Origin of the sequence: Halobacillus kuroshimensis DSM 18393 (genome assembly GCF_000425705.1) — a bacterium.
Lineage (GTDB): Bacteria > Bacillota > Bacilli > Bacillales > Halobacillaceae > Halobacillus > Halobacillus kuroshimensis.
Genome location: NZ_AUDY01000008.1, coordinates 426,131 through 449,787, shown reverse-complemented (window position 1 = coordinate 449,787; position 23,657 = coordinate 426,131). Strand labels below are relative to the sequence as shown.

The 23,657-nt window shown below is 49.0% G+C and carries 18 protein-coding genes; 3 read left to right on the top strand and 15 right to left on the bottom strand.

Features of this window, described 5'->3' with window-relative positions; all coding sequences use genetic code 11:
* Positions 1-62: 62 nt before the first annotated feature.
* Positions 63-2,456, bottom strand: a complete 2,394-nt coding sequence (locus H615_RS0104135) for a penicillin acylase family protein (RefSeq protein WP_244877718.1) — start codon at positions 2,454-2,456, stop codon at positions 63-65.
* Positions 2,457-2,579: 123 nt separating this feature from the next.
* Here H615_RS0104135 and H615_RS0104130 point away from each other — a divergent pair, with 123 nt between their 5' ends.
* Both H615_RS0104130 and H615_RS0104125 read left to right on the top strand, forming a co-directional pair.
* Positions 2,580-3,587, top strand: coding sequence for an aldo/keto reductase (locus H615_RS0104130; protein ID WP_027953955.1), 1,008 nt, complete (start codon positions 2,580-2,582; stop codon positions 3,585-3,587).
* A gap of 608 nt (positions 3,588-4,195) precedes the next feature.
* Positions 4,196-4,672 (top strand): DUF456 domain-containing protein, encoded by a 477-nt coding sequence (locus H615_RS0104125; protein ID WP_027953954.1) that lies wholly within the window; start codon positions 4,196-4,198, stop codon positions 4,670-4,672.
* 41 nt (positions 4,673-4,713) lie between these two features.
* Here the strand turns inward: H615_RS0104125 and H615_RS0104120 are convergent, their stop codons facing one another.
* The 6 genes from H615_RS0104120 to H615_RS0104095 form a co-directional block, all read right to left on the bottom strand.
* Complete coding sequence (locus H615_RS0104120; RefSeq protein ID WP_027953953.1) at positions 4,714-6,504, bottom strand: L-lactate permease; 1,791 nt, start codon at positions 6,502-6,504, stop codon at positions 4,714-4,716.
* Between the two features lie 196 nt (positions 6,505-6,700).
* Entirely contained in the window at positions 6,701-7,477 is a 777-nt protein-coding gene (locus H615_RS0104115) for a fumarylacetoacetate hydrolase family protein (protein WP_027953952.1), read from the bottom strand.
* A gap of 16 nt (positions 7,478-7,493) precedes the next feature.
* On the bottom strand, positions 7,494-8,957 hold the full coding sequence (locus tag H615_RS0104110) for an FAD-linked oxidase C-terminal domain-containing protein (RefSeq protein ID WP_035531251.1): 1,464 nt from the start codon (positions 8,955-8,957) through the stop codon (positions 7,494-7,496).
* Positions 8,958-8,963: 6 nt separating this feature from the next.
* Positions 8,964-10,313 carry a (Fe-S)-binding protein gene (locus H615_RS0104105; RefSeq protein WP_027953950.1) on the bottom strand — a complete coding sequence of 450 codons (1,350 nt, stop codon included), beginning with the start codon at positions 10,311-10,313 and terminating at the stop codon, positions 8,964-8,966.
* Between the two features lie 16 nt (positions 10,314-10,329).
* A complete protein-coding gene (locus H615_RS20865; RefSeq protein ID WP_051254589.1) occupies positions 10,330-11,601 on the bottom strand; it encodes an FAD-binding oxidoreductase in 1,272 nt (423 codons plus the stop codon).
* A 74-nt stretch (positions 11,602-11,675) separates the two neighbouring features.
* A complete protein-coding gene (locus tag H615_RS0104095) occupies positions 11,676-13,850 on the bottom strand; it encodes a malate synthase G (protein ID WP_027953949.1) in 2,175 nt (724 codons plus the stop codon).
* 199 nt (positions 13,851-14,049) lie between these two features.
* Between H615_RS0104095 and H615_RS0104090 the strand changes: the two genes are divergently transcribed.
* Positions 14,050-14,949 carry a LysR family transcriptional regulator gene (locus tag H615_RS0104090; protein ID WP_027953948.1) on the top strand — a complete coding sequence of 300 codons (900 nt, stop codon included), beginning with the start codon at positions 14,050-14,052 and terminating at the stop codon, positions 14,947-14,949.
* Between the two features lie 41 nt (positions 14,950-14,990).
* On the opposite strand, the gene H615_RS0104085 is transcribed toward H615_RS0104090, so the two are convergent.
* From H615_RS0104085 to trxA, 8 genes are all read right to left on the bottom strand, one after another.
* Positions 14,991-15,773, bottom strand: a complete 783-nt coding sequence (locus H615_RS0104085) for an SDR family oxidoreductase (protein ID WP_027953947.1) — start codon at positions 15,771-15,773, stop codon at positions 14,991-14,993.
* Between the two features lie 113 nt (positions 15,774-15,886).
* The gene (locus H615_RS0104080; RefSeq protein WP_027953946.1) at positions 15,887-16,354 is read right to left on the bottom strand and encodes a helical membrane plugin domain-containing protein; all 468 of its coding nucleotides are present in this window, start codon (positions 16,352-16,354) and stop codon (positions 15,887-15,889) included.
* On the bottom strand, positions 16,354-19,293 hold the full coding sequence (gene fdhF, locus H615_RS0104075) for a formate dehydrogenase subunit alpha (RefSeq protein ID WP_027953945.1): 2,940 nt from the start codon (positions 19,291-19,293) through the stop codon (positions 16,354-16,356). The genes H615_RS0104080 and fdhF overlap by 1 nt, the downstream gene beginning before the upstream one ends.
* Positions 19,286-20,077, bottom strand: coding sequence for a formate dehydrogenase accessory sulfurtransferase FdhD (gene fdhD / locus H615_RS0104070; protein WP_035531497.1), 792 nt, complete (start codon positions 20,075-20,077; stop codon positions 19,286-19,288). Before fdhD ends, fdhF begins: the two co-directional genes overlap by 8 nt.
* Before the next feature lie 132 nt (positions 20,078-20,209).
* A complete protein-coding gene (locus H615_RS0104065) occupies positions 20,210-21,658 on the bottom strand; it encodes a HAMP domain-containing sensor histidine kinase (protein WP_084162981.1) in 1,449 nt (482 codons plus the stop codon).
* Positions 21,606-22,286 carry a response regulator transcription factor gene (locus H615_RS0104060; RefSeq protein WP_027953942.1) on the bottom strand — a complete coding sequence of 227 codons (681 nt, stop codon included), beginning with the start codon at positions 22,284-22,286 and terminating at the stop codon, positions 21,606-21,608. Before H615_RS0104060 ends, H615_RS0104065 begins: the two co-directional genes overlap by 53 nt.
* 110 nt (positions 22,287-22,396) lie before the next feature.
* Positions 22,397-22,993: a hypothetical protein gene (locus tag H615_RS0104055; protein ID WP_027953941.1), complete on the bottom strand. Its 597-nt coding sequence runs from the start codon at positions 22,991-22,993 to the stop codon at positions 22,397-22,399.
* Positions 22,994-23,288: 295 nt separating this feature from the next.
* Positions 23,289-23,603, bottom strand: a complete 315-nt coding sequence (gene trxA / locus H615_RS0104050) for a thioredoxin (protein ID WP_027953940.1) — start codon at positions 23,601-23,603, stop codon at positions 23,289-23,291.
* Between the last annotated feature and the right edge of the window lie 54 nt (positions 23,604-23,657).

Below are 23,657 nucleotides of genomic sequence, written 5' to 3'. Positions count from 1 at the left end.
CCCCTTTTTAGAAAATGACATCTTTAGTCATTCCCCAAACCCGGATGGACTAAGCATTCATGTTACGGGGTAAGCGTAAGCACACCGCCTTCCTGTTCATCCAAGCTGGTTACATGATAGCCGCCTTCAACCCAGTCTTCCAGCTGATCATGGTACCAGGCACTTCGGAAATGCCCGGACTGACCGGGACCAACGACATGGTATCCCTTCTGTGATTCGGCCATATCGATGACAAAGCGCCAGGAAGCGCCGTGATTGACGAGGCCGTTTTCATTAAAACCTGCTGCTCTGACGGTTACCCGGCTTCCACTGACAGGGTACGGGTCGCCTGGATTTAAGAACCGGTCCAGAAAACCAATACTGGATAACGGATGAGTAAATTCCACGGCGTGATACTCTCCCCATTCCCACGTAGAAGGATCTTCACCATATTCTTCAGCCAATTCCCGAACAGTGGTTTCAAAAGCCGTGGTGATCACCTTTGAGCTTCCTCCAGCTTTCTCCATCCATAAAGAATCTCCACCGTCCCTGTCCATTCTCAACAGCTCATCTGTCGTTTGAGCTGAACCTCGGAAAAGACTTTGAATGGACTTTGGAATGGATGATTCATACAATTCGTTTTCGATGCCGGCCATCCAGAGATGGAATAGAAGCGGCTGAGGGAGATTCCGATCATCTTCAAGATTCCATTCTTCCAACATGAGAAGCGCCTGCTTTTCCAGGTCCTCTTCAGCTTCCGTATGTTCCAACAGGTAAGGCAGAAATTCTTCAGCCTGCAGGTTTTTGACATCCATCTGCATGTCCTGCATATCAGCTAAAGTCACCGCTTCATGATTTTCAAGCATCTCAGCAATTCTGGTATACCGGTAAGGCTGAGCCCAGTTATGACTGATGTGATAAGGGTAATCATCGGAAACGATTTTGTTGTTGGCTGTTGCCACATACCCTTCCTCTGGATTGATGACCGTCGGCAGCTCGTCAAAAGGAATATAGCCCTGCCACTCATCCTCTGCTTTCCATCCTCTTAATGGCAGCAGTGCATCTTCCGGATTGTCATAAATCGGAATACGGCCGTTCGCTTTATAGGCGATTGTGCCGTCCTTGCCGGCAAAAACAAAATTCTGTGCTGGAGCTAGAAATTTTTCCAGGCCTTTCTCGAACGATTTCCAGTCATCAGCTTGATTGATTTCCAGTATCGCATCAAGCTCTGTCGTTGCATCCAGAGCTGTCCACCGGAGCGACAAGACCGTATCTCCCTCTGCTCCTTCACTGAACTCGCTGATTACAGGACCATGCCTTGTCTCCAGTACATCCATCTGAACATCGCTGCCATCTTTCACCTCAATGGTTTCTTCGATAACATCCGCCTGCTCCCACCGGCCTTCATATAAGAATTCCTCTGGATTATCCGGGTTTCTTTTTTCCATGTACAACTGCTGCACATCCGGACCGACGTTCGTCACCCCCCAGGCTGCCGATTTGTTGTGGCCGAGGATGATCCCCGGGATGCCGGCAAAAATGACACCGGAAACCTGATAATCCCCCGCCCTCAAATCCATCTGATACCAGATGGACGGGGTGGCCATCCCGAGATGGGGATCATCAGCCAGCATCGGCGAACCGGAAGCCGTCCGGCTGCCACTGACCACCCAGTTATTACTGCCATTGAATTCGTGTGGAATAACCGCATGAGCCAGACTTTCTTCCACGTCAAGCCCTTCAGCATCCGCTAATACGGTCGGAGCTCCTTCCGGATAAGCGGGAAACAATTCATACGCTTCCTCTTCAGGAAAGTTATCCAGTATATAGTAATTGAACGCCTGGCGTTCCCAGTGTCCGCCCAGGTCAAAAGCCATGTATTTTCCAATTGTTAATGAATCGAGCGGTGTCCAGGGCTCAGGATCAATGGCCATCATGGCGAATTCAGGTGAGAGCGGCTCTGATTCCATATAAGCGTTCACTCCGTCTGCGAAAGCCTGCAACAGTTCCATCGTCTCCTCTGGATAAACAGCCAGCGATTTCTCCGCCGCCCGTCTAAGTCCTAATGTCCGGAAATACCGGTCCTGTTCAAGGGCTGCTTCCCCAACCACTTCACTCAACCGGCCGGACGCCTGCCTGCGGGCCAGCTCCATCTGGAACATCCGGTCCTGCGCCTGAACATAGCCCTGGGCCATGAATAAATCATCCAGGCTTTCAGCTTCAATATGAGGCACACCATTTTCATCACGCAGCACCTCAACTTGTCCGGTTAACCCCTGCAGCGGAATTTCGCCTTCTGTTTCAGGAAGGCTCCTTAAAGTGAAAGCGTTTACAAAAACAACTGCAGCAACCATTAAAAAAATTGTAATTCCAAGCGTCCAAAATACAGGCCTCTTCCATTTTTTCCGATGCTTTTGTTTTTCTGCATGAAACTTTCCCGCTGTTTCCACTCCCCCAGCCCCTTTCGTCATTACCATTATTATAACCTGCCATCTGGGAAGTGGGTAGGTTCGTCTGGAAAAGTTACATACGGGGGTGGTTAACTTCTGCAAAAACCGGGTACAGACCATAATGTGTTTGATTGTGGAGGTGAAGAAATAATGGAAAAAGTAAGAATTAGTAATACATCAATGGAAGCCAGCCGCATCGGCCTCGGCACATGGGCCATCGGCGGCTGGATGTGGGGCGGCACAGATGAAAAGGAATCCATCCAAACGATTCATGCCGCTCTCGATCAAGGCATTAACTTAATTGATACAGCCCCTGTATATGGGTTTGGTAAATCAGAGGAAATTGTCGGAGAAGCTGTCCGCCAGTATGGGCGCCGCGAAGACCTTCTTTTAGCTACGAAGGTGGCTATGGACTGGAAAGATGAAGAAACGGTCTTCCGTAATGCGAGCAAAGAGCGGATCCACCAGGAAGTGGAAGATTCCCTCCGACGCCTGCAGACAGATTACATCGATATTTATCAGGTGCACTGGCCGGACCCGGTCACACCGATCCATGAGACCGCTGAAGCGCTTGCCTACCTGCATAAGCAGGGAAAAATCCGTGCGATCGGAGTGAGTAATTTCACGCCGGAGCAGATGGATATTTTCCGTGAAGCTGCACCGCTTCACACGCTCCAGCCACCTTATAATTTATTTGAACGGGATATTGAATCCAAAACACTGCCATACGTGCAGGACCATGAAATCACAACGATCTCCTACGGTTCCCTTTGCCGCGGACTCCTTTCCGGGAAAATGTCCACCGATCGGGAATTTGAAGGCGATGATTTGAGAAACAATGATCCGAAATTCAACCAGCCGCGGTTCAAGCAGTATTTAAACGCTGTACAGGAACTGGAACAGCTTGCTGAGAAACGATTCGGGAAATCGGTTCTTCAGCTTGCCGTGCGCTGGGTGCTTGACCAGCCCGGCTCCGGTATTGCTCTTATGGGCGGACGTCGTCCGGACCAGCTCAATCCTGTCCAAGGTATCAGTGACTTCCAGATTGACGAGCAGACGATGCATGATATTGATGAGATTCTATTGAAGCATGTCAACGACCCGGTTGGTCCTGAATTCATGGCTCCACCCGACCGCCAGGAATTAGGACTAAAATAAAACCCCTAAAAGCGGACCCTCAAAAGGGTTCGCTTTTCAGCTTGTAGAGAGGTTTCTATTTTCTACAAGCTCTTTTTATATCTGCTGGAGCTCCAAACTTCCCTACAAAAACCACATTGACGCAGTCTATGGTCATCACTTTCGATGAACAAAAGAACATTTCCAATGAAAACATCCGTAAAAATCGGCGGGAATTCAATGATTAATCAATCCTCTCAGCGGATTCTGCTGTTAGAAGAATACAGACTTCTTCGAAACCAGGAGTGCCCTCTTTTTGTTAGTTATTTGAGGAGGTATCGTGGAGCGTTCGGTGGTGACGCCTGCGGGAACAGCGCGAGCCGAAGATCCACTTGGTCAAGTGACCTTCTTGACCAAGTTAGCTTAGGCCGTGCCCGCGGCAAGCATCCACCGATAAGCGGAACGTGACCTGCACATAAAATTGGGGGGCAGTTCCCCAATGGACAAAATAAATGATCTGTGAACGGTGACGAGTGCCTATTTTTCTCTTTTATGCAAACTCTAAGCATTTAAGGAAGAAAGAAAAGTTTAGAAACCTTTTTTGTTGTGAATCGTAATAGAAGCGTAGTGTAAATGAGGAGGATGGAACAATGGACATTTTAATATGGGTATTCATTATTGCAAGTTTCGTGGCAAGTTTTGCCAGTGTCATATTCCCGATCATTCCGGGACCATTGGTTTTATGGATTGGTTTCCTGATCTATTTCTTTTTTGTAGATGGGAACGAACTGTCGGTCTTTTTCTGGATCGGTGCGGTTGTGCTTACGATTCTGCTTATCATATCCGATATCATCGCCAATAGTTATTTTGTGAAACGGTATGGGGGAAGCAAATGGGGTGAGCGGGCAGCGGCCATCGGAGTCATTATCGGTTCGTTTATTATCCCGCCATTCGGGATTTTGGTGGTCCCTTTTGTTCTTGTCATCATTGTAGAACTTGTTCAAAAGAGGGAAAGCCAGGATGCGTTCAAGGCCGCTATAGGCTCTTTATTCGGCTTCCTTAGTGGTACCGCCGCTAAAATTGTCATCACATTAATCATGGTCATTTGGTTCTTCATCGATATTTAAAAAAACACGCTTGGGACGCAGGCTGCGTCCCAAGCGTGTTTTTATTTGGCTGCACGTACGTTTTTCTGGTTACGAAGCCGGCTGTCCGGAAGCCGTTTATGATTGGTGGCGATCACATAGACGGCCGCGGTCGTAATTATGGCAGCTAAAACAGAGCCGAGATTGAAGACCCCTTTTTCAGCTGTCCAGACGATGGAATATCCGAGCGCTCCTGCAGAGGCTGCATAATACAGGAACGGAAAAATAGTTTTTCTGATAATGTCCCCTTCTTTACCAACCAGGCCGACGACCGCACAGGCCGCGACAACGTTGTGAACGCAGATCATATTTCCGGCGGCTCCCCCTACGGCCTGCAGCGCCACAATCCAGGAAGCATCAACACCGATCTGGGAGCCGACATCGTATTGGAAAAGCGAAAACATCATGTTACTGATGGTGTTACTTCCAGCTATAAACGCCCCTAGACCACCAACGAAAGAGGACATCAGCGGCCAGTAATCCCCGGCGAGACCAGCCACACCGTTCGCCAGTTCTATCGGCATACTTCCAAACCCTGCAGCACCACCGCCTGAATTTAAGAAAACTTGTACCATCGGGACTGTAAACAGCAGGGCAGCTGATGCTGGGATCATCGTTTTACCCGAATGGGCCCAGGCCTTTTTATAGGCTGATCCATTCATTTGATGAATGAAAAACGTAATCAGAGAGACAAGAACGAATATTGTTCCAGGCAGGTACAAAGGTTGAAAACTAGAGGAGATGTCAGTTCCTAATAAATTCGGGAACGTGACTGTCAATGACTGCACCCAGTCCAGCACCGGCAGGGATTTCAAACGTGTCAGTACGAGAAAGGCACCGACTAGGATATACGGCATCCAGGCCCTGATCATGGAAATCCGCCCACTTTGATGCGCAATGTCCTTAATTTCAATTCTTCCCGTCCAGGATGGATCCCATTTGGATGCTTCAGGGAAATCCCAATGCTTTTCTTCCTTAGGAATGAGAAATCCTTTTTTGGCAGCTGGAACGACAATGGCCAGTCCAACCAATCCGCCGATCATAGAAGGAAATTCAGGTCCGAGAAGGTTCGCAACGATGGTATACGGAATGGTCATGGCAAAAGCAGCAAATAATGCAAACTTCCAGACACGGATGCCTTCACTGAAGGATTTATTTTCCCCAAAGAACCGAGTCATGAATGCGACCACAAAAAGAGGAATCAACGTACCAACAACGGCATGAAGGATGGCTGCACGACCTCCGATCATCGTAACCATGGAAAGGAAGTTGGATGAAATCGAGGCATCTGCAGATAAGCCGGTCTGGACGCCCACAAGAATAGGCGTTCCAACAGCGCCGAAGGATACCGGGGTGCTTTGAATGACCATCCCGGCGATAACAGCAGCCATTGCTGGAAAGCCGAGTCCTACCAGTAACGGAACGGCCACAGCCGCCGGCGTCCCGAATCCGGCCGATCCTTCGATAAAGGCCCCGAACAGCCACGCGATAATGATCACCTGGATTCTACGGTCGGGTGAAATGTCGACAAACCCCTGCCGGATGGTTTTCAAGCCGCCGCTTTCCTGCAGAGTATTTAATAGTAGGATGGCACCAAAGATAATGTAAAGCAGTGTAGCGGCGACGACAAGACCATTGACAGAAGCGGCGGCGACGACAGCACCGGGTACTTTCCAAACAAATAAAGCGAGCAGAACAGCAACTATGTACGAGATCGGCATGGCCCGGCTCGCCGGCCATCGGAGACCAACGAGAAATATTCCAACAGCAACAATCGGCAGCAGTGATAAGAGTGCTAACATTCCGGTGTTCATTGTTCACCCTCCATCTTTTTTAATCCTATTCCATTGTTGAATCCCCTTGCTGTAAGCGCTTCCTTTAAACATTATAAGGTCACCTGATGATAGTTTCAATAAAATTTAGAAAATTTTGTTAAATATACAAATAACGACAAAACCTGCCCTATGAATACCGTTTCTTTTTCACAGGACAGGTCCCAGAAATACACCTCTATGATTCGATGGAAACAGAAGATCGGACAGCTTTATTTCTTAACACCCCTATATCATCGATTCTACACTCAATGATATCCTGGTCCTTCACGAAATGGGCTCCAAGCGGACTTCCTGTTAAAATGACATCTCCGGGATGAAGCGTCATCACCTTTGATAAATAAGCGATCATTGGAGCAAGCGGGACAATCATCAAGCTTGTCGGACTGTTCTGCGTCTCCACCCCATTGATATCCGCTTTGACGAAAACTTCCTCGGGTCGGATATCGGTTTCCACGACCGGACCAAGCGGTGTGAATGTATCAAAAGCTTTTCCAACGGTCCAATGTCCATCCTCATGAAAAAACTGTGGAGCGGTCACATCATTACCGATTGTATAGCCGAAAATGTAATCATATACATCCGTCTCAGCTATATTCTTTGCTTCCTTCCCAATGACAACAGCCAGTTCAGACTCGAATTTCACTTCTTCGATCGGTTCAGGGATTTCTATGTCCTGCTCCGGACCAATGACAGAAGAAGAAGGCTTCAGAAAAAAAACAGGAAGATCAGGGATTTTTTCCGGGCGTTCTTCTACTCCCGCTACATAGTTGGCCCCGATACCGATCACCTTCTTTGGTTCCACCGGAGCAAGCAGGCGTACTTGATCAAGCGGACGCACCTCACCAGTGTATCGCCAGCTGCCATATTTATCTCCTTCTATAAAACTGACATCATCTCCATGTATGGTTGCTTCATAATTCTGACCCGCATAGGATACGCGCACAAATTTCATTATGATACCCTCCTTTTTAAGATTGAACAGCCACCGTGTCTTTGACGATTTTTTTGACATCCATACACCGGCTCGGCTTAGGGAACAGCTTGCCCTGGTTAAGTAGATCATAAGGGTTGAAGACATCACGGATATCCAACTGAGCTTCAATTTCTTCTTCTGTAAAAATGAAGCGCATCTCTTCTTTTTTCTCAATCCCGACTCCATGCTCCCCGGTAATCGAACCTCCCACATCCGCGCAGGCTTTCAAGCAGGCGGTTCCTGCCTGAAGGGCTTTTTCGGTTTCTCCCGGGACTCGGGAATCAAACAGGATCAGCGGGTGCAGATTGCCGTCTCCAGCATGAAAAATGTTAGCGATCCGCAGACCTGACTCGCGGCTGATTTTCTCAATTTCCTTCAGCACCTCCGGAAGACGGCTTCTAGGAATCACCCCGTCCTGGACGAGGTAATCCGGGGATATCGCCCCCATCGCTCCGAATCCGGTTTTGCGGTTGGCCCACCAGCGGGACCGTTCTTCTTCACTTTTCGCTACTTTCACCTCCCGTACATTCCAGCTTTCACAGACTTCGAGAATCTGTTCGATCTGCTCTTCTAAACCGGCCATGATTCCATCTACCTCTATCAGAAGGAAAGCTTCTATATCCGGCGGGTGACCGACGGGAAATGTCCCTGCCTCCACTCCTTCAATAGCTGTTTTGTCCATCATTTCAAGGGCTGCAGGGACAATGCCGGCAGCGATAATATCCGAAACCGCCCGGCTCCCCTCCTCTACATCATCGAAATAAGCAAGAACCGTCTTTTTCCCCTGAGGACTCTTAAGGATCCGGACAGTGATTTTCGTAACAATGCCAAGTGTACCTTCAGAACCGGTCAAAAGCCCCATCAGATCATAGCCGGGACTGTCTGGAGCACCCTCACCGCCGATTTCGATGACCTCTCCATGAGGCAGGACGACTTCCAGTCCGAGAATATGGTTGGTGGTCACCCCGTATTTCAGACAATGAGCCCCGCCGGCATTTTCCGCTACGTTTCCTCCAATGGTACACACATACTGACTTGAAGGATCCGGGGCATAATAGTACCCCTTATCCGATATGGAATTGGTGAGCTTTAAGTTGACGTAGCCCGGCTGCACAACCGCCTGACGGTTTTCATAGTCCACACATAACAGCTGCTTCATCTTTACGAGACTGATAATGATCTCCTCATTCAGCGGAATGGCCCCGCCGCTCAAACCGGTCCCGGCGCCGCGGGCGAGGAACGGCAGGTGATTCATATGGCAGTACTGGACGAGGGCCGCTACTTCTTCTGTATTTTTCGGAAACACGACCGCTTTTGGAAGAGCTTTATGAACGGTGAATCCATCACAGTCGTAAGAAATCAAATCTTCAGGCTTATAAAGAATTTCACTCTCCCCGACAATTTTTGTCAAGCTGCGGATATGAGGGTCCACTTTGTTCTGCTTTTTTCTTTTCAACATTTGTCCTCACCCTTTCTTTCCGGCCGCCTGCTCATCCTTTTGATACGCCCAGTCCAGCAGCTGGATCGTATGGACGATTTCACTGCGCCGTCCGTATTTTTGAACACCCATCGCCATTTGCAGCATGCAGCCTGGATTTCCCATCGAAATCATCTCCACATCTTCTGGGACGTCCGCCATTTTCCGATCGAGCACGGCACCCGCCATTTCCGGGTTGGTCAGGTTATAAATTCCGGCACTTCCACAACAGGTGTCTGCATTTTTCATCTCTTTATACTCAACCCCGGGGATATCCTGCAGCATCTGCCTGGGTTCGTGGCGCACACCCTGCCCGTGAGCCAGGTGGCAGGCATCATGATAGGTAATGCTTTTGTGGATTCGACTTTCCGGCTTCACGTAACCTGTGTCACATAAGTACTTGGAAACGTCCTCCACTTTTGCCGCGAATTTTTCAGCCCGGTCGCGCCACTCCGGATCATCCTTGAAAAGCTCCGGGTATTCTTTCAGGGCACACCCGCACCCGGCGGCATTGACGATCACTTTGCCGGCATCTTCGAACGCTTCGATATTTTGTTTGGCAAGTTTCCGCCCCGTATCACGATCGCCGGCGTGCACGTGGAGTGCCCCGCAGCACGTCTGTTGTTTCGGAAGGGTCACTTCATTCCCATTGTAAGTAAGGACATGGATGGTCGATTCATTGATATCCCCGAACATGACATCCATGATACAACCGGTCAGCATAGCCACTCTTGCCTTGACTGCCCCTTTAGCGGGAATGAGGTCTACGTTTTTATACGTTTTCTGCACAGAAGCTTTCATTTCCGGCATAATCGCTTCCATTCCTGCCAGGTGATCCGGCATCACCTTCATCGCCCCGGAACGGCGCATTACCTTCTGCAGACCACTCTGCTGATAAAGCTTTAACAATCCGCTCACCGTCTGCATACGGTTCGGATGGGGGAACAGCCGTTTTAGGAAAAAGCTTCCCGCTGCTCCTTTCCATCCACGAAGCGGCATCGCCTGACGCACCTGTCCCCGTGCTTCCTCAATCAGCCCCCCGACATCGACATCAGCCGGACAGGCTGTCGTGCATGCCCGGCAGTCCAGACATTGAAAAACGGGATCAGCAAAAGCTTCGTTCACGTTCAATTTCCCTTCTGCTACAGACTTGATTAAATGGACACGTCCCCTGGGAGAATGCTGCTCCTGACCTGTTTCCAAATACGTCGGGCAGGCTTCCAGACACATCCCGCAGTGCACACAATCCGCCCACTTCGCTTCATCGGGATGGTCTTTTGCAAAGTAATTACTGAGCGTATTTTCTTCACAGGGAAGAGAAGCGTCTTTCTTTTTCATGAGTTCTTTCAGCAAGTTAAATCCCTCCTATGTAACGCTGGAGATTACACACACCATAAGGATCGACCGCTTTTTTAATTCCTTCCATCAAGGAAAAGTGCCCCGGATTTCTCCCCCAAACATCCACCTTCTTCCTCAAATGAAAAGGCAGCTGTTTAATGACGATGTACCCCCCTTTTTGTTCGGCCGCTGCTCTCAACCCCTCAATGACAGCGATTATATTATCTTGCTGACCTCGGACAACATATTCACTTATTCCATGACCGAGACCTCCATGGGCTTCAATATCGACAAGGTGACTGATACCGAGGTCAAGAGCCGTGGTCATCATCGTGAACACATCCATATTCTTTGTCCCTGCCTTCAAAACGGCACACAGATCTTTTTCCTTTGTGTGAGTGTTAGGCACGGTGACGGCAAAGCGCTCCCAGAACTTCCGGGCTTCTTCCTCATGCAGGATCTCCAGAACCGCATTCTCCGGTTTGTGATGGATCATCCATCCCTCCTGCTCCTTCACGGAACACTCCACATCCTCATAACCGACAAGGAGGGTAAAGGCCCGGGTCCCTGTAAGCTTTTCCGCCAACGCCGGGGTTAGGATTTCAAGTGTTACGGGCTCGATCATGGCATCCTGGATTTCCACGGCCAGAAGGCGGAGCTTTTCTTCCTCTCCCTCCGGTACAGACACGAGGGCGAGGCTTTCATATTTAGGAGCAGGGCGCAGTTTCATCGTAATTTCACTGATCACACCCAGCGTCCCCATTGCACCAATAAACAGTTTATTCATGTCATACCCGGCAACATTTTTTACGACCTTACCGCCTGTGCGGATGATCCTTCCATCGGGGTAGACGATACGGAGGCCGATGACGAGATCACGGGCAGACCCGTAAGCCAACCGCTTCGGCCCACTTTCATTGGCAGAAATCACCCCGCCGATCGTTGCCTGCTCCGGCCAGTGCGGATCAAGCGACACCTGCTGGCCGTACTCCTGCAAAAAGCGCTGCAGTTCAGCTATGGTCGTCCCGGGCTTCACCGTTATCGTCATATCTCCGGCGTTATGTTCTACAATTCCTTTATACTTCTTCAAGGATAGTGTCCAGTCGTATTCTCCCCTCGCTCCACCATACCCGCGCTTTGTCCCTCCCGATTCAATGGCAACCTTCCGACCTTCTTCATGGGCCCGCTTCAACCGTTCGCAGATTTCTTCTTCACTGACAGGTTCGTGCCATTCGCTGCCTCTATTCCCATAAAGATCATGAAGCTCTACATGTTCCTGTGTATCCATCTTGGTCCTCCCTTCTGATTTCCCCCATGCCTTTCCAGAAAGAGAACAGGAGCCGGAATTCCGGCTCCCTTTCCTTAATGGCTGGCATACTGTTTCTGTTTCGCTTCACGCCGGCGCCTGTGAAGAATCGGTTCGGTATAGCCGTTCGGCTGTTCTTTTCCTTTGAATACAAGGTCACAGGCAGCCTGGAAAGCCACACTTTGTTCAAAGTTTTGAGACATCGCTTTGTAATCAGGATCGTCTGCATTCTGTTCATCCACGACCTTCGCCATCCGCTTCAACGTTTCCATCACCTGCTCTTCCTGCACGATACCATGATGAAGCCAGTTCGCCATATGCTGGCTCGAAATCCGGAGCGTCGCCCGGTCTTCCATCAATTCAACGTCGTCGATGTTCGGGACTTTAGAACAGCCGACACCATGCTCCACCCAGCGGACGACATAGCCGAGAATTCCCTGGGCATTGTTATCCAGTTCATGCTGGATATCCTCTTCCCTCCAGTCTCTGTCTTTTGCTACAGGGACCTTCAAAATGTCCTGCTGAAGAATGGAAGGGTCTCCGGAAATTTCTTTTTGAACATCAGCTGTATCCACTTCATGGTAGTGAAGGGCATGAAGGGTTGCCGCTGTCGGGGAAGGGACCCAAGCTGTGTTCGCCCCCGCCTTCAACTGGCCGTCCTTCACAGCAATCATCTCTGCCATACGATCCGGCATCGCCCACATTCCTTTTCCAATCTGCGCCCGGCCGCGGAATCCGGCATGGACACCGACAAGGACGTTCGATTTTTCATAACCTTGAAGCCATGCGGAATCTTTCATATCATTTTTGCGGATGACCGGCCCCGCTTCCATAGATGTGTGGATTTCATCGCCGGTCCGGTCAAGAAATCCGGTATTAATAAATGCGATGCGCTCTTTCACTTCATTTATACATGCCTTCAAATTCAAAGTTGTGCGGCGTTCTTCATCCATAACGCCGATTTTCAATGTGTTCGTTTCATAACCGAGAAGCTGTTCTGTCCGGTTGAATAACTCGTTGGCAAAGGCCACTTCTTTGGAACCATGCATCTTCGGTTTCACAATATATACAGAGCCCTTGGCCGAGTTTTGATATGGTCCATTTTTTAACAGATCATGCTTTGCCAGCAGGCCGGTGACAACGGTATCCAGAATTCCCTCGGGTACTTCCTCCCCGTTCTGATCAAGAACCGCATCTGTAGTCATGAGATGTCCGACATTCCTAGCAAACATAAGAGAGCGCCCGGATAGGATCAGGGAACTTCCGTCCGGAGTCGTATACGTCCGGTCCGGGTTCAGTTCCCTCTTGATCTCACGGTCTCCTTTTTGAAAAGTGACAGAAAGATCTCCTTTTAACAGACCGAGGTAATTTTGATAAACTTCGACCTTATCGTCCGCGTCCACGGCCGTGACAGAGTCTTCAAAATCCATAATTGTCGTCACTGCTGATTCGACAAGCACATCTTTTACACCAGCCTTGTCCGTCTGACCGATCGGATCATTACGGTTGATTTGTATCTCGACATGTAGACCATTGTTCACAAGCAGAACACCCGCCGGTGCATCAGGGCCTCCAGTAAATCCGGCCAGCTGCTCCGGATATTTCAACTCCGTCGGCTCCGATGACGTTTTTACTTTCAAGCGGCCGTCAAAAATGCTGTAGCCTTCCACGTCTTCATGTGAGCCATCAGCAAGAGGGAACGTACGGTCAAGAAACGATTTCGCATAAGTGATGACCTTTTCGCCGCGGACGGGATTGTAGTCTCCTTTAGGTTCGGCTCCATCTGCTTCACTGATCACATCCGTCCCATATAAGGCATCATACAAGCTTCCCCACCGGGCATTGGCAGCATTGATGGCATACCGGGCATTGTTCACAGGTACAACAAGCTGAGGACCTGCCTGGCGGGAGATTTCATCATCAATATTTTCTGTGGAAATAGAATAGTCCTCGACTTCCGGTTCAATGTAATCCAATTCCTTTAAAAACGACGTATAGGCTTCTTTGTTGGACAGATCATGGTTGAGATGCCAATCATCAATTTTTTTCTGCATCTCATCACGGATTTCGAGCAGCTGCTTATTTTTTGGAGCGAGATGGTGCAGGATGGCTTCAAGGCCGGCCCAGAAGTCATCACTGGAGATGCCGCTGTCCGGCACCGCTTGTTTATTAATAAATTCATAAAGGACAGGAGCGACTTGAATGTTCCCCACTTTTACATAATCCTGCATTCTTTATTCCTCCTTCGTAAATTGAAAGAACATCCGACGGAAAACGCTTCCAATAATTGTCGGAAATTTCTATCTATTGGTTGCTTTCTATCATATAATAGAAATGAACATATCTAAAATACATATTTGGAATCACTATTATTCCATTTAGTTATACCAGGACATTCGAAGCACCTATTTTTTTACAGGGGGGATGGATATGGATATCCGCCATTTGGAATACTTTGCTGAAGTGGCTAAACAAATGAGCTTTACGAAAGCCGCTGCTACCCTGCACGTGTCTCAGCCTTCGTTAAGCAAAACGGTCAAGCTGATGGAGACAGAGCTTGGTGTGCCGCTGTTTTACAGGTCCAAGGTTCTGCAGCTGACTGATGCCGGGGAAGCAGTCCTCGCTAATGCGATCCAAGTCCTGGATGCCTTTCATAACTTAACGGCAGAGCTTGATGATATTACGAACGTAAAAAAAGGAAAGATCCGGATCGGTATTCCTCCGATTACCGGAGCTGCCTTCTTCTCAAAAATCATCCGTTATTACCGTGACAAATATCCCGAAGTGGACATTCTCCTAAGTGAAGTCGGATCGAAGATGATCAAGCAGGGCGTTGAAGACGGTTCTCTGGATTTTGGACTTGTATGCAATCTCCCTGTCGAATCGTCGCAATTTCATACGTTGAAGGTGGTGGATGACCCCTTGATGCTTCTCGTCCATAAAGATACAGCTACAGCTGATAAGAAAACCGTCCATCTCAGTGAACTCCGGGATGAATCTTTCATTCTATACCGGGAGGATTTCACCCTTCACGACCGCATCATTGAAGAGTGCCGGGCATCAGGATTTCACCCGAATATCGTCTGCCACAGCTCCCACAGGGACTTTATGATTGAGATGGTGGAGGCAAAAGTCGGCGCAGCTCTGCTTCCGAGTCATATTGCTCGGGAAGCGGCTGATAAAAATATCGCTGTTCTTCCTCTCTCCCATCCCAACCTCCGTCTGGAATTGGGGCTCGTATGGAAAAAGAATAAGTACCTCGCCTTTTCAGCCCGGGAGTTCATTTCGATGTCACGGGATTATGTAAAAGAAACGGTACCTCTTTCTTAAAAAAGAAGCGACAGTCCCAATTAGATAGCCATGGAGTTTTTTTATGATAGGAAGCCTCCATCTGAATGGATGATCTGACCCGTCACCCACCCAGCGTCTTCTCCCGCAAGAAAGCAGATCAGGCGGGCAGCGTCCTCGGGTTCACCGATCCGTCCCATGGGAAATTTCGGTTTCAGTTCATCTTCCAGCTCCCGGGTCATCCACCCTGTGTTTGTCGGCCCTGGATCGACAGCATTAACAGTGATATGCAGTGACGCCAATTCAATCGCTGCTGACTTTGTAAAAGCCGAGACCGCACCTTTCGTAGTTACATAGGCAAGGTTTCCCGGTTCCGGTGATTTGTCTTGTCCGGAAACCATATGAATCACTCTTCCTCCGTGTCTGCCTTTGATTCTTCTTGCAAAAGCCGTCGTTAACAAAAGCGTGCCTCTGACATTCACCTCGTAATGGGCATCAAGAACTTCCGCATCCATAGATGTAACGTCTACGTCAACCGAATACGTCGCATTGTTTATAAGAATGGAAGGACTACCAAGGCGTTCTTCCACCACATCGAGCAATTTTTCCGGGGCTTCTTTTTTCGATAAATCCAGCTCCAGTGACGCACAACGGACGCCGGATTTCTGAATCTGCGCTTCCAGTTTTTCCGGCCATCCTTCATCTTTATCTTTGTCATAGAAAGGCATCGATCGGTCATAAGCCGACCAATAAGTGAAGAAAATATCCGCACCTGATGATGCCAGTGCGTGACATACCGCTGTACCGATGCCTTTTTCCCTCCCCACTCCTGTAACAATAGCAATGCTGGAATTCAAAGTGTTCACTCCTCTCCGCGTCTCTCTCTGTTCTTCTACTTCCGCTTTGTAAAATCCTCCTGGTGCATAGTCTGCACAAAGAAGCCTGAACCAGATTCCGGCTCAGGCTTTTGTCTGTACTGCTATTTCTGTCCCATTCCTTTCAGAAAGGACATCAGCATCGTCAGGCTCCGGTTGATCTCCGGATCTTTCAATACTTTGGCAAAATCAAGCATGTTCATTTTTTTCGTCGTTCCTTCATCCTCCATACGCTCCAGACCATTGTTCAGGCGGCTGCTCAAGTTCCGGATTCCGCTGACGTTCAAATCGCCAAGCAGGAAAACGAGCTCAGGAAGATTGTTCAACAGGGGTGTATATTGTTCCTTATCTATTTCCCTGACAACATTGGCGAGGGTTTCATCCTTCGCTTTCACAAAAGCCGACAGCGTATCAAGCGTCCCTTCTTTTTGAAGGGCACTGAGCAGTTCGATGCCTTGCAGGATCGCCTCCTTGTTGTCTGCCACCGCCTCTTTTACTTCCTGGACATTTTCCTCAATGACTTCTTCCCTCGATTTCTCAAATCGTTTAATATCGGTGATCGCCCGTGCCATTAATGAGCCCCCTTGCCTGGGAATGTATAATCTTCCCGCTGCCATTTTTTCTGGACCTTCACACTGATCTGCGGCACCGGATTTCCATTCCGGTGGTTATTTTTCGGAATCGGCGACTTCCCTTTCTTTTTGAGCACTTTCATTTTCACAGCAATTTCCTTATAAGCCGGTGTGTCAGTATCTTTATCAACCCGGTTATCAGTCAGATAGTTGATGGCTGATTTACCATTGCTGTTCAGCGGCAGGAAGATCTCTTTCCCGCGGACACGGTCGGTAACCGTCACCTGCCCGGTCGCTTCTCCTGATTCAGAAATCAGCTTCACTTCCGCTCCTTCTTCAATCCCCCGCTCTTTGGCGAGCTCTTCAGAAACTTCTATGAAGGCATTCGGCGTTTTCCTCCGGATGCCCGATGTTCGGTAGGTCATGTTGCCTTCGTGGAAATGCTCCAGCAGCCGGCCATTGTTTACATGAAGGTCATACTCTTCATTGGTGTCATACATCAGCTCATACGTCAGTGGATAAAGCTTTGCCTTTTTATCCTCAAACGGGAATCCTTCCGTAAAGAGAAGTGGTTCATCTGTTCCGTCTTCGGCTACAGGCCACTGCAGGGAATTATACCCTTCCAGACGTTCATACGTAACACCTGCAAACAACGGAGCAAGTCCTGCTGCTTCTGCCATGATTTCAGATGGATGCTCATAGCCCCAGTCTACACCAAAATACCCGGCCATCAGCTGAATGATTTCCCAGTCCGGCTTTGTACCTTCCAACGGATCAAAGCTCTTATAAAGACGTTGTATCCGGCGCTCTGTATTGGTAAATGTGCCGTCCTTTTCAAGGCTCGGGGAGGCCGGAAGCACAACGTCGGCATATTCAGCGGTCTTCGTCAGGAACAAGTCTTGTACGATGAACAAATCGAGTTTTTCAAAGGCGGCTGTTACATAATTGATATTGGCATCGACAATTCCTGTGTCCTCACCCATGACATACATCATGGACAGTTCGCCATCATGAATGGCTTCAATCATCTCGTGGTTATCCATGCCGGTTTCTTTCGGCAGCTCCGTCCCCCACGCTTTTTCATAACGGGCCCGGACCTCATCGTCCTCTGTCGATTCATACCCGGGGAAGAAGTTCGGCATACTTCCGAAATCACTGCATCCCTGTACGTTGTTGTGGCCGCGCAGTGGATAAGCGCCTGTACCCGGCTTCCCGTAGTTTCCGGTAATAAGCAGCAGGTTACTGATGGCTGTACTCGTATCACTTCCGAGCATATGCTGTGTCACGCCCATCGCCCAGCAGATGGCTACCGATTCGGATGTGGCCACTTCCTCCGCCACCTGCTTCAGTTCCTCCTGAGGGATGCCGGTCAAGTCCGAAGCATATGCCATCGTAAACGGCTCGAGGCTTTCCCGATATTCATCAAAGCCATTGACCCAGTCATTCAGGAAGTTTTTATCCTCCCAGCCCTGGTCAAGAATGTATTTCGTAACAGCGGAAAGCCAGACAAGATCGGTGCCTGATTTCGGCTGATAAAAACGATCGGCACGCTTCGCCATTTCATGCTTTCTCAAGTCAAAGACGAACAGCTTATGTCCCAACAGCTTCTGGGAACGCTTGATGCGCGAAGCAAGAACAGGGTGGGATTCTGCTGTGTTGGAACCGATAGTAATGACGAGTTTACTGTCTCCCAGATCATCAATGGATCCGGAATCGCCGCCATACCCCACCGTGCGGAACAACCCTTTTGTTGCCGGTGCCTGGCAGTAGCGGGAACAGTTATCCACGTTGTTCGTCCCGATCACCTGACGGGCAAGCTTCTGCATCAGGTAGGATTCCTCGTTGGTCGCTTTGGAGGATGCGATGAAGGCCAGATGATCCGGGCCTTTCTCAGCAAGGATTTTCTTCATACGATCGACCACATACTGCATCGCCTCGTCCCATTCCACCTCTTCAAAATGATCGCCGCGGCGGACGAGCGGCTTCTGAAGGCGGTCCTCACTATTCACGTAGTCCCAGCCGAATTTCCCTTTGATACATGTGGATATGCCGTTGGCCGGTGACTGGGCACTTGGCTCTACCTTGAGAATCTGCCGGTCCTTCGTCCATACATCAAAGGAACACCCGACACCGCAGTAGGTACAAACGGTTTTTTCCTTCTTGATTGTTTCTTCACGCATCGCTGCCTCAGAATCGGATACAGCAAACAATGGACCGTAACCGGTTTCCACCTTCTTCGTTAAATTGATCATCGATTTCAGGATTCCAGGCTCCGTGTCCGTCAAAAATCCGGCCTCTCCCTCCATGCCGACCTCCATCATGGCGTTACACGGACAGACGGTGGAACACTGCCCGCAGTTGACACAGGAAGACTGATCAATGGGAACATCGTTATCCCAGATGACCCGCGGCTCCTGACGCTCCCAGTCTATCGTCAGCGTCTCATTTACCTGAACGTCCTGACACACTTCCACACAGCGTCCGCACAGGATACACTGGTCAGGATCGTAACGGTAAAACGTGCCTGAGTAGTCCTTTTCATAGCTTGTCGGCTGAAATGGACGTTCCTGGTGCTCAATGCCGAATTCCGCCATCGTATTGTGGATTTCACACGATCCATTGTTATAATCACAGACGGTGCAGTACAGTTCATGTTTTTCCAGAACACGGTCAAGAGCTTCCTTCTGCGCTTTATGTACATGTGGAAGCTGCGTCTGCACTTTCATACCCGCCTTGACTTTGGTCCCGCACGCCCGGACAAGCTCTCCGTCGACCTGAACGATACAGGAATCACATGTCTGGATCGGTCCAAGAGATTCGTTGTAACAGATCTGAGGCACCTGTTCATTGACTTTATTCATTAATTGGATGAGTGTCTGGTCCGGATGATCAGCGAGGTATTCTGTGCCATTTATTTTTACGACGGTATGTTCATTCAATCATGACTCCTCCTTTACTTTCTTCCTTTACACGGCCGGGATGGGTGTAGACGTTCATCCGATTACCTCTGACAAACCCGGCAGCTGTAATATTCAGATCATCAGCCAGCTGCAGTGCCAGATCTGTCGGGGCTGATTTTGACAAAAGCAGGCCGAACCGCATTTTGGATACTTTCAAAAGGACCTCCGAAGAAATCCGGCCACTAAAAATAACGATCTTTTCTTTTGGACTTACTTGCTTTCGAAGCATCCACCCATATAATTTATCGAGAGCATTATGACGGCCGATATCTGTATACGCCTTCAAAATGCCCGAAACACCAGCAATGGCAGCCTGATGGACGCCTCCGGTCTGTTTAAACATGCCTGCTTCCTGGTGGAAGGATTCCATCAGCTGATAGCACTCGTCTGGAGAAAACGACGTCGTATCCACGGCCGTCTTGGCGGTAGCCGCATCACTTTGAAAGTAAAAGGCGCGGCTTTTTCCACAGCAGCTTCCAAGCCAGCGTTTCTGCCCTTCTTTTACAAACGGAACGCTCCGGGATGTTTCCACATAGGCAAAGCCACGCTCCTCGTCAATTGTCAGGCTCGTCAATTCCCTATACGTAAGAATGACACCTTCCGAAGCAAGAAAACCAATGACAAGGTCTTCCATATCCATGGGTGTGCAGACCATCGTAGCGAATTCCTCTCCATTGACAACGATGGTCAACGGGTATTCGACAGCTACGATGTCTTCTTCCTCCTGCCCGTACTGTTCCTTGTAGCGATGAATGTTCCACATACGGGTTTCCAAAATTATCCCCCCTCGAACGTTACCAATCCTTTCCCTTTCTTTCGACAAAACAAACACCTGACAGCATTTGGATGTCAGGTGTTTATCTTGGTCTTATATAAATAGGAAACAATCGTACGCCTACTCCTCCAAAAGAGGAAGCGTCAGCGTGAAAATCGTACCGTTCTCCGATGATTCAGTCAGCTCAAGACGGCCGCCATGCGCCTCGACGAGCATGCGGCTGAGAGGAAGACCGAGTCCGAGGCCTCTCTGTTTCAATTTTTTGTCTTTCCCTCGGTAGAAACGTTCGAATATGAGCGCCTGTTCGTCTTCCGGAATGCCTGTTCCGGTATCGGAAATTTTCATAATCAGATTGGATTCGTCCCGGCTGGCATCGATTATAATCTTTCCTTCCTGTACAGCCTGATCGGCATTTTGAACAAGATTGAATAAGATCTGCTTCAGCCGGTGATCATCAACAGAAAGAGTGACAGCCTCCGCTGGGAACTGCACGTCCAAGGGTATGTGATCCGGGTCTGACTGCCACTGTTTTTGGAAATGGGTCAGAATCGGACGAAGCGGCTGTTGCTTTTTGTACATCGGCAGGGCCCCAGCGGCGTACGTATTAAAGCTCAATAGATCCTGGATCATAACTTGAAGGCGTTCCACTTCCTGCAGAGATAAAGCAAGATATTCTTTTGCTTCCTCCCCTTCAACAATCTCATCCTTGACCGCCTGGATCAGACCACTCATCGAAGTGACCGGGGTTTTCAAGTCGTGAGTCACCCCCGCCAGGAGTTCGGTGCGCATCTCTTCCAGCTGCTTCAGCTTTGCGGCCATATCGGTAAAGGAATCCATCAATTCGGCCAGCTCTTTTTCCTTCGGCGGCGAAGACATTTGAATATCATAGCTGCCTTCACTGACCATTCGGGCTGCACTGGCTGTCTCTTTCAACGGCTTGGAGAGCTGTCTTGTTAAATAATAGATGACTCCCCACCCGAGCAGACCAACACCACCGAGCAGCAGGGCCAGTAATCCATATTCCTGATTCAGGCGGCTGAGGGTTTCCTTATCATTCACTAATACGACATACCCGAGCGTTTCATCTCCGCTTTCAATCGGCTCGCTGATCACGTAAGCCCTTTGATTCCGGTCAAGGGACACCACGGACTCGGTCGTCTGATACAACGATTCATCAACATAATCCCCGGCATTCCTGATCTGCCCTCCGCGCTGGTTCGTAACGAGAATCTCCCCTTGGTCGGTGACAATCAGCGCAGCCGGAGTTTCATTTACATCCAATTCTCCTGCGCGGTTTCTTAAAATCTCCTCAAACAACGGCCCTGAAAGAATACGGCCGTTTGTCGTCACAATTCTATCGGCAATTTCCTGTCCGACAATGTGCATCAGATTCAGCCTGTGGTCGACCGTCGTCTTCTTGATCCACCAGACGGACCCTGCGGCTATGAGAATCAAGCCGATGAGAAGCGTAGCCAAGTACCTTCTGGACCAGTAATGAAAAATCGTTTTACGCTTCTCAGGTTTGTACACTCCACTGATACCCCAATCCCCGCAGTGTTTTAATGTCATACGGCTCTTCCATTGAATTTCCCAGCGCCTTTCGGATCCGCTTGATCGACAAATCCACCGCCCGGTCACTCCCCTCATAGTCGTAACCCCATATTTGGTCGAGCAGCTGCTCCCGTGTGAAGGTCTGGTTCGGATGCAGGGTAAGAAAAATAAACAGCTTCCCATCCTTTGGAGACAGTTCAATTGCCTCTCCATTTTTATAGACGGTATGAGCAGCCGTATCGACGACCAGTGATCCTATGCGGAGAAGGTGGTCCTCCACTCTTGCCGCAGGACGGCTCAGGACCGCTTTCACTCGTGCCACAACTTCTTCACCTATGAAAGGTTTAGCTATGTAATCGTCGGCTCCTGTTTCAAATCCCTTCAGTTTATGATCGATTTCCCCGAGCGCCGTCAGCATGATGACAGGGCAGGCACTTTTTTCACGGATTTCCTTCAGCACCGTCCATCCATCCTTGTCCGGAAGCATGACATCAAGCAGAACGAGGTCCGGGCGCTGTGCTGTAAATTTATCCATAGCTTCATTTCCCGTCCACGCCTGTTCGGTGATCATGTCATTTTTGGATAAATAGGCTTGTAGAACACGGGAAATGGTCGGTTCGTCTTCTACAATCAATACTTTGTTCATCGTTTCAGCTCTCCTTTGCTTCCATTATAAAGGGTAACCAGGGCGGGTGAGAAAAAATCATAAAAAAAAGAAGGCTTTATGAGAAAAGCCTTCTTTACTCGTAAGAGAGATTATACAGCGGAAGCCGTAGTTTCTGCTTCTTCACTTTCCTCTGTATCCGGGGCCTGACCGCGAGGCTTTATTTCAATGCCTAGTTCCTCAAGCTGGGCCTGCGCTTCCTCCTCTGTCAGTTCACCGCTTTCGACCTGCTCACGAATCTCATCCAGCTGGGTGCGCTGTTCCTCAGTCAGGTCTGCGCTTATGCGATGACCTTTTCCACCGTGATGGCGGGGCTGCTCAATCCCGAGCTCCTCCAGCTCCGCTTTCGCTTCTTCCTTCGTCCATTCGCCTGCTTCCACCTTGGACTTGATCTCTTCCAGCTTTTCTTTGGTTTCATCATCTAAGTCCTCAAAGTGGTGGCCGCCTTTTTGGAAGAAGAAGCGTTTCTGTTCCTGCAGCTTTTCAAGAACTTCATCTTCGCTCCGCTCCCCGTTTTTGAACTGCTGCAGCAGGCTGCGGATTTCCGTTTCACCGCTTTCCACCGATTCCTGCGCGGCTTCTGAACCAGTATCTGTTTCTGCATCCGTCGCCGCATAAGAAATTCCCGGGATTGCAATCGCCAATGCAAGAGCCCCTGTCAGCGCTTTTTTTGAAAGTACGTTTTTCATGTCTTTACGTCCTCCTGTAGACTTCATGTATTTGGTACATGTTCATCATAAAAAAGAAATAAGTCAGGAAGATGTCAAAGCGAAAACTTTTTTGCCGGACGTGTAGGTGCAGCCGATATCGGTCGATCAGGCGGGTCTATCAGTCTTTTTCCGGATATATCAATTTTTATTAGAATATATCAACTAAATTCGTGATATATCGATTTTTTCCAGCCTATATCAATTAATTTCACGATATATCAATTTTTCACCATTTTTCCTATAAAAAAACGGAGGCCGAAGCCTCCGTTCCTCATTATTGGTGTTGATTCAATGTTTCAGCAAGTTCTTCCCTTGATTTGAAGCCGACTTTTTTGTCAACCAGCTCTCCGTCTTTGAAGAAAAGAAGTGTCGGGATGCTCATTACTCCATATTCCTGCGCAGTTTCAGGGTTTTGGTCAACATCCAGTTTTACGATTTTCGCTTGTTCGCCCATTTCAGCATCCAGTTCCTCAAGAACAGGGGCGATCATTTTACATGGTCCGCACCATGGGGCACCAAGATCCGCAAGGACAAGGCCTTCTTTGGTTTCATTTGCAAAGTTTGCATCGGTTACGTTTGTAACTGCCATGATATATTCCTCCATTTGCCGGTTATTTTATAACCTGTAAATATTTTTATTACG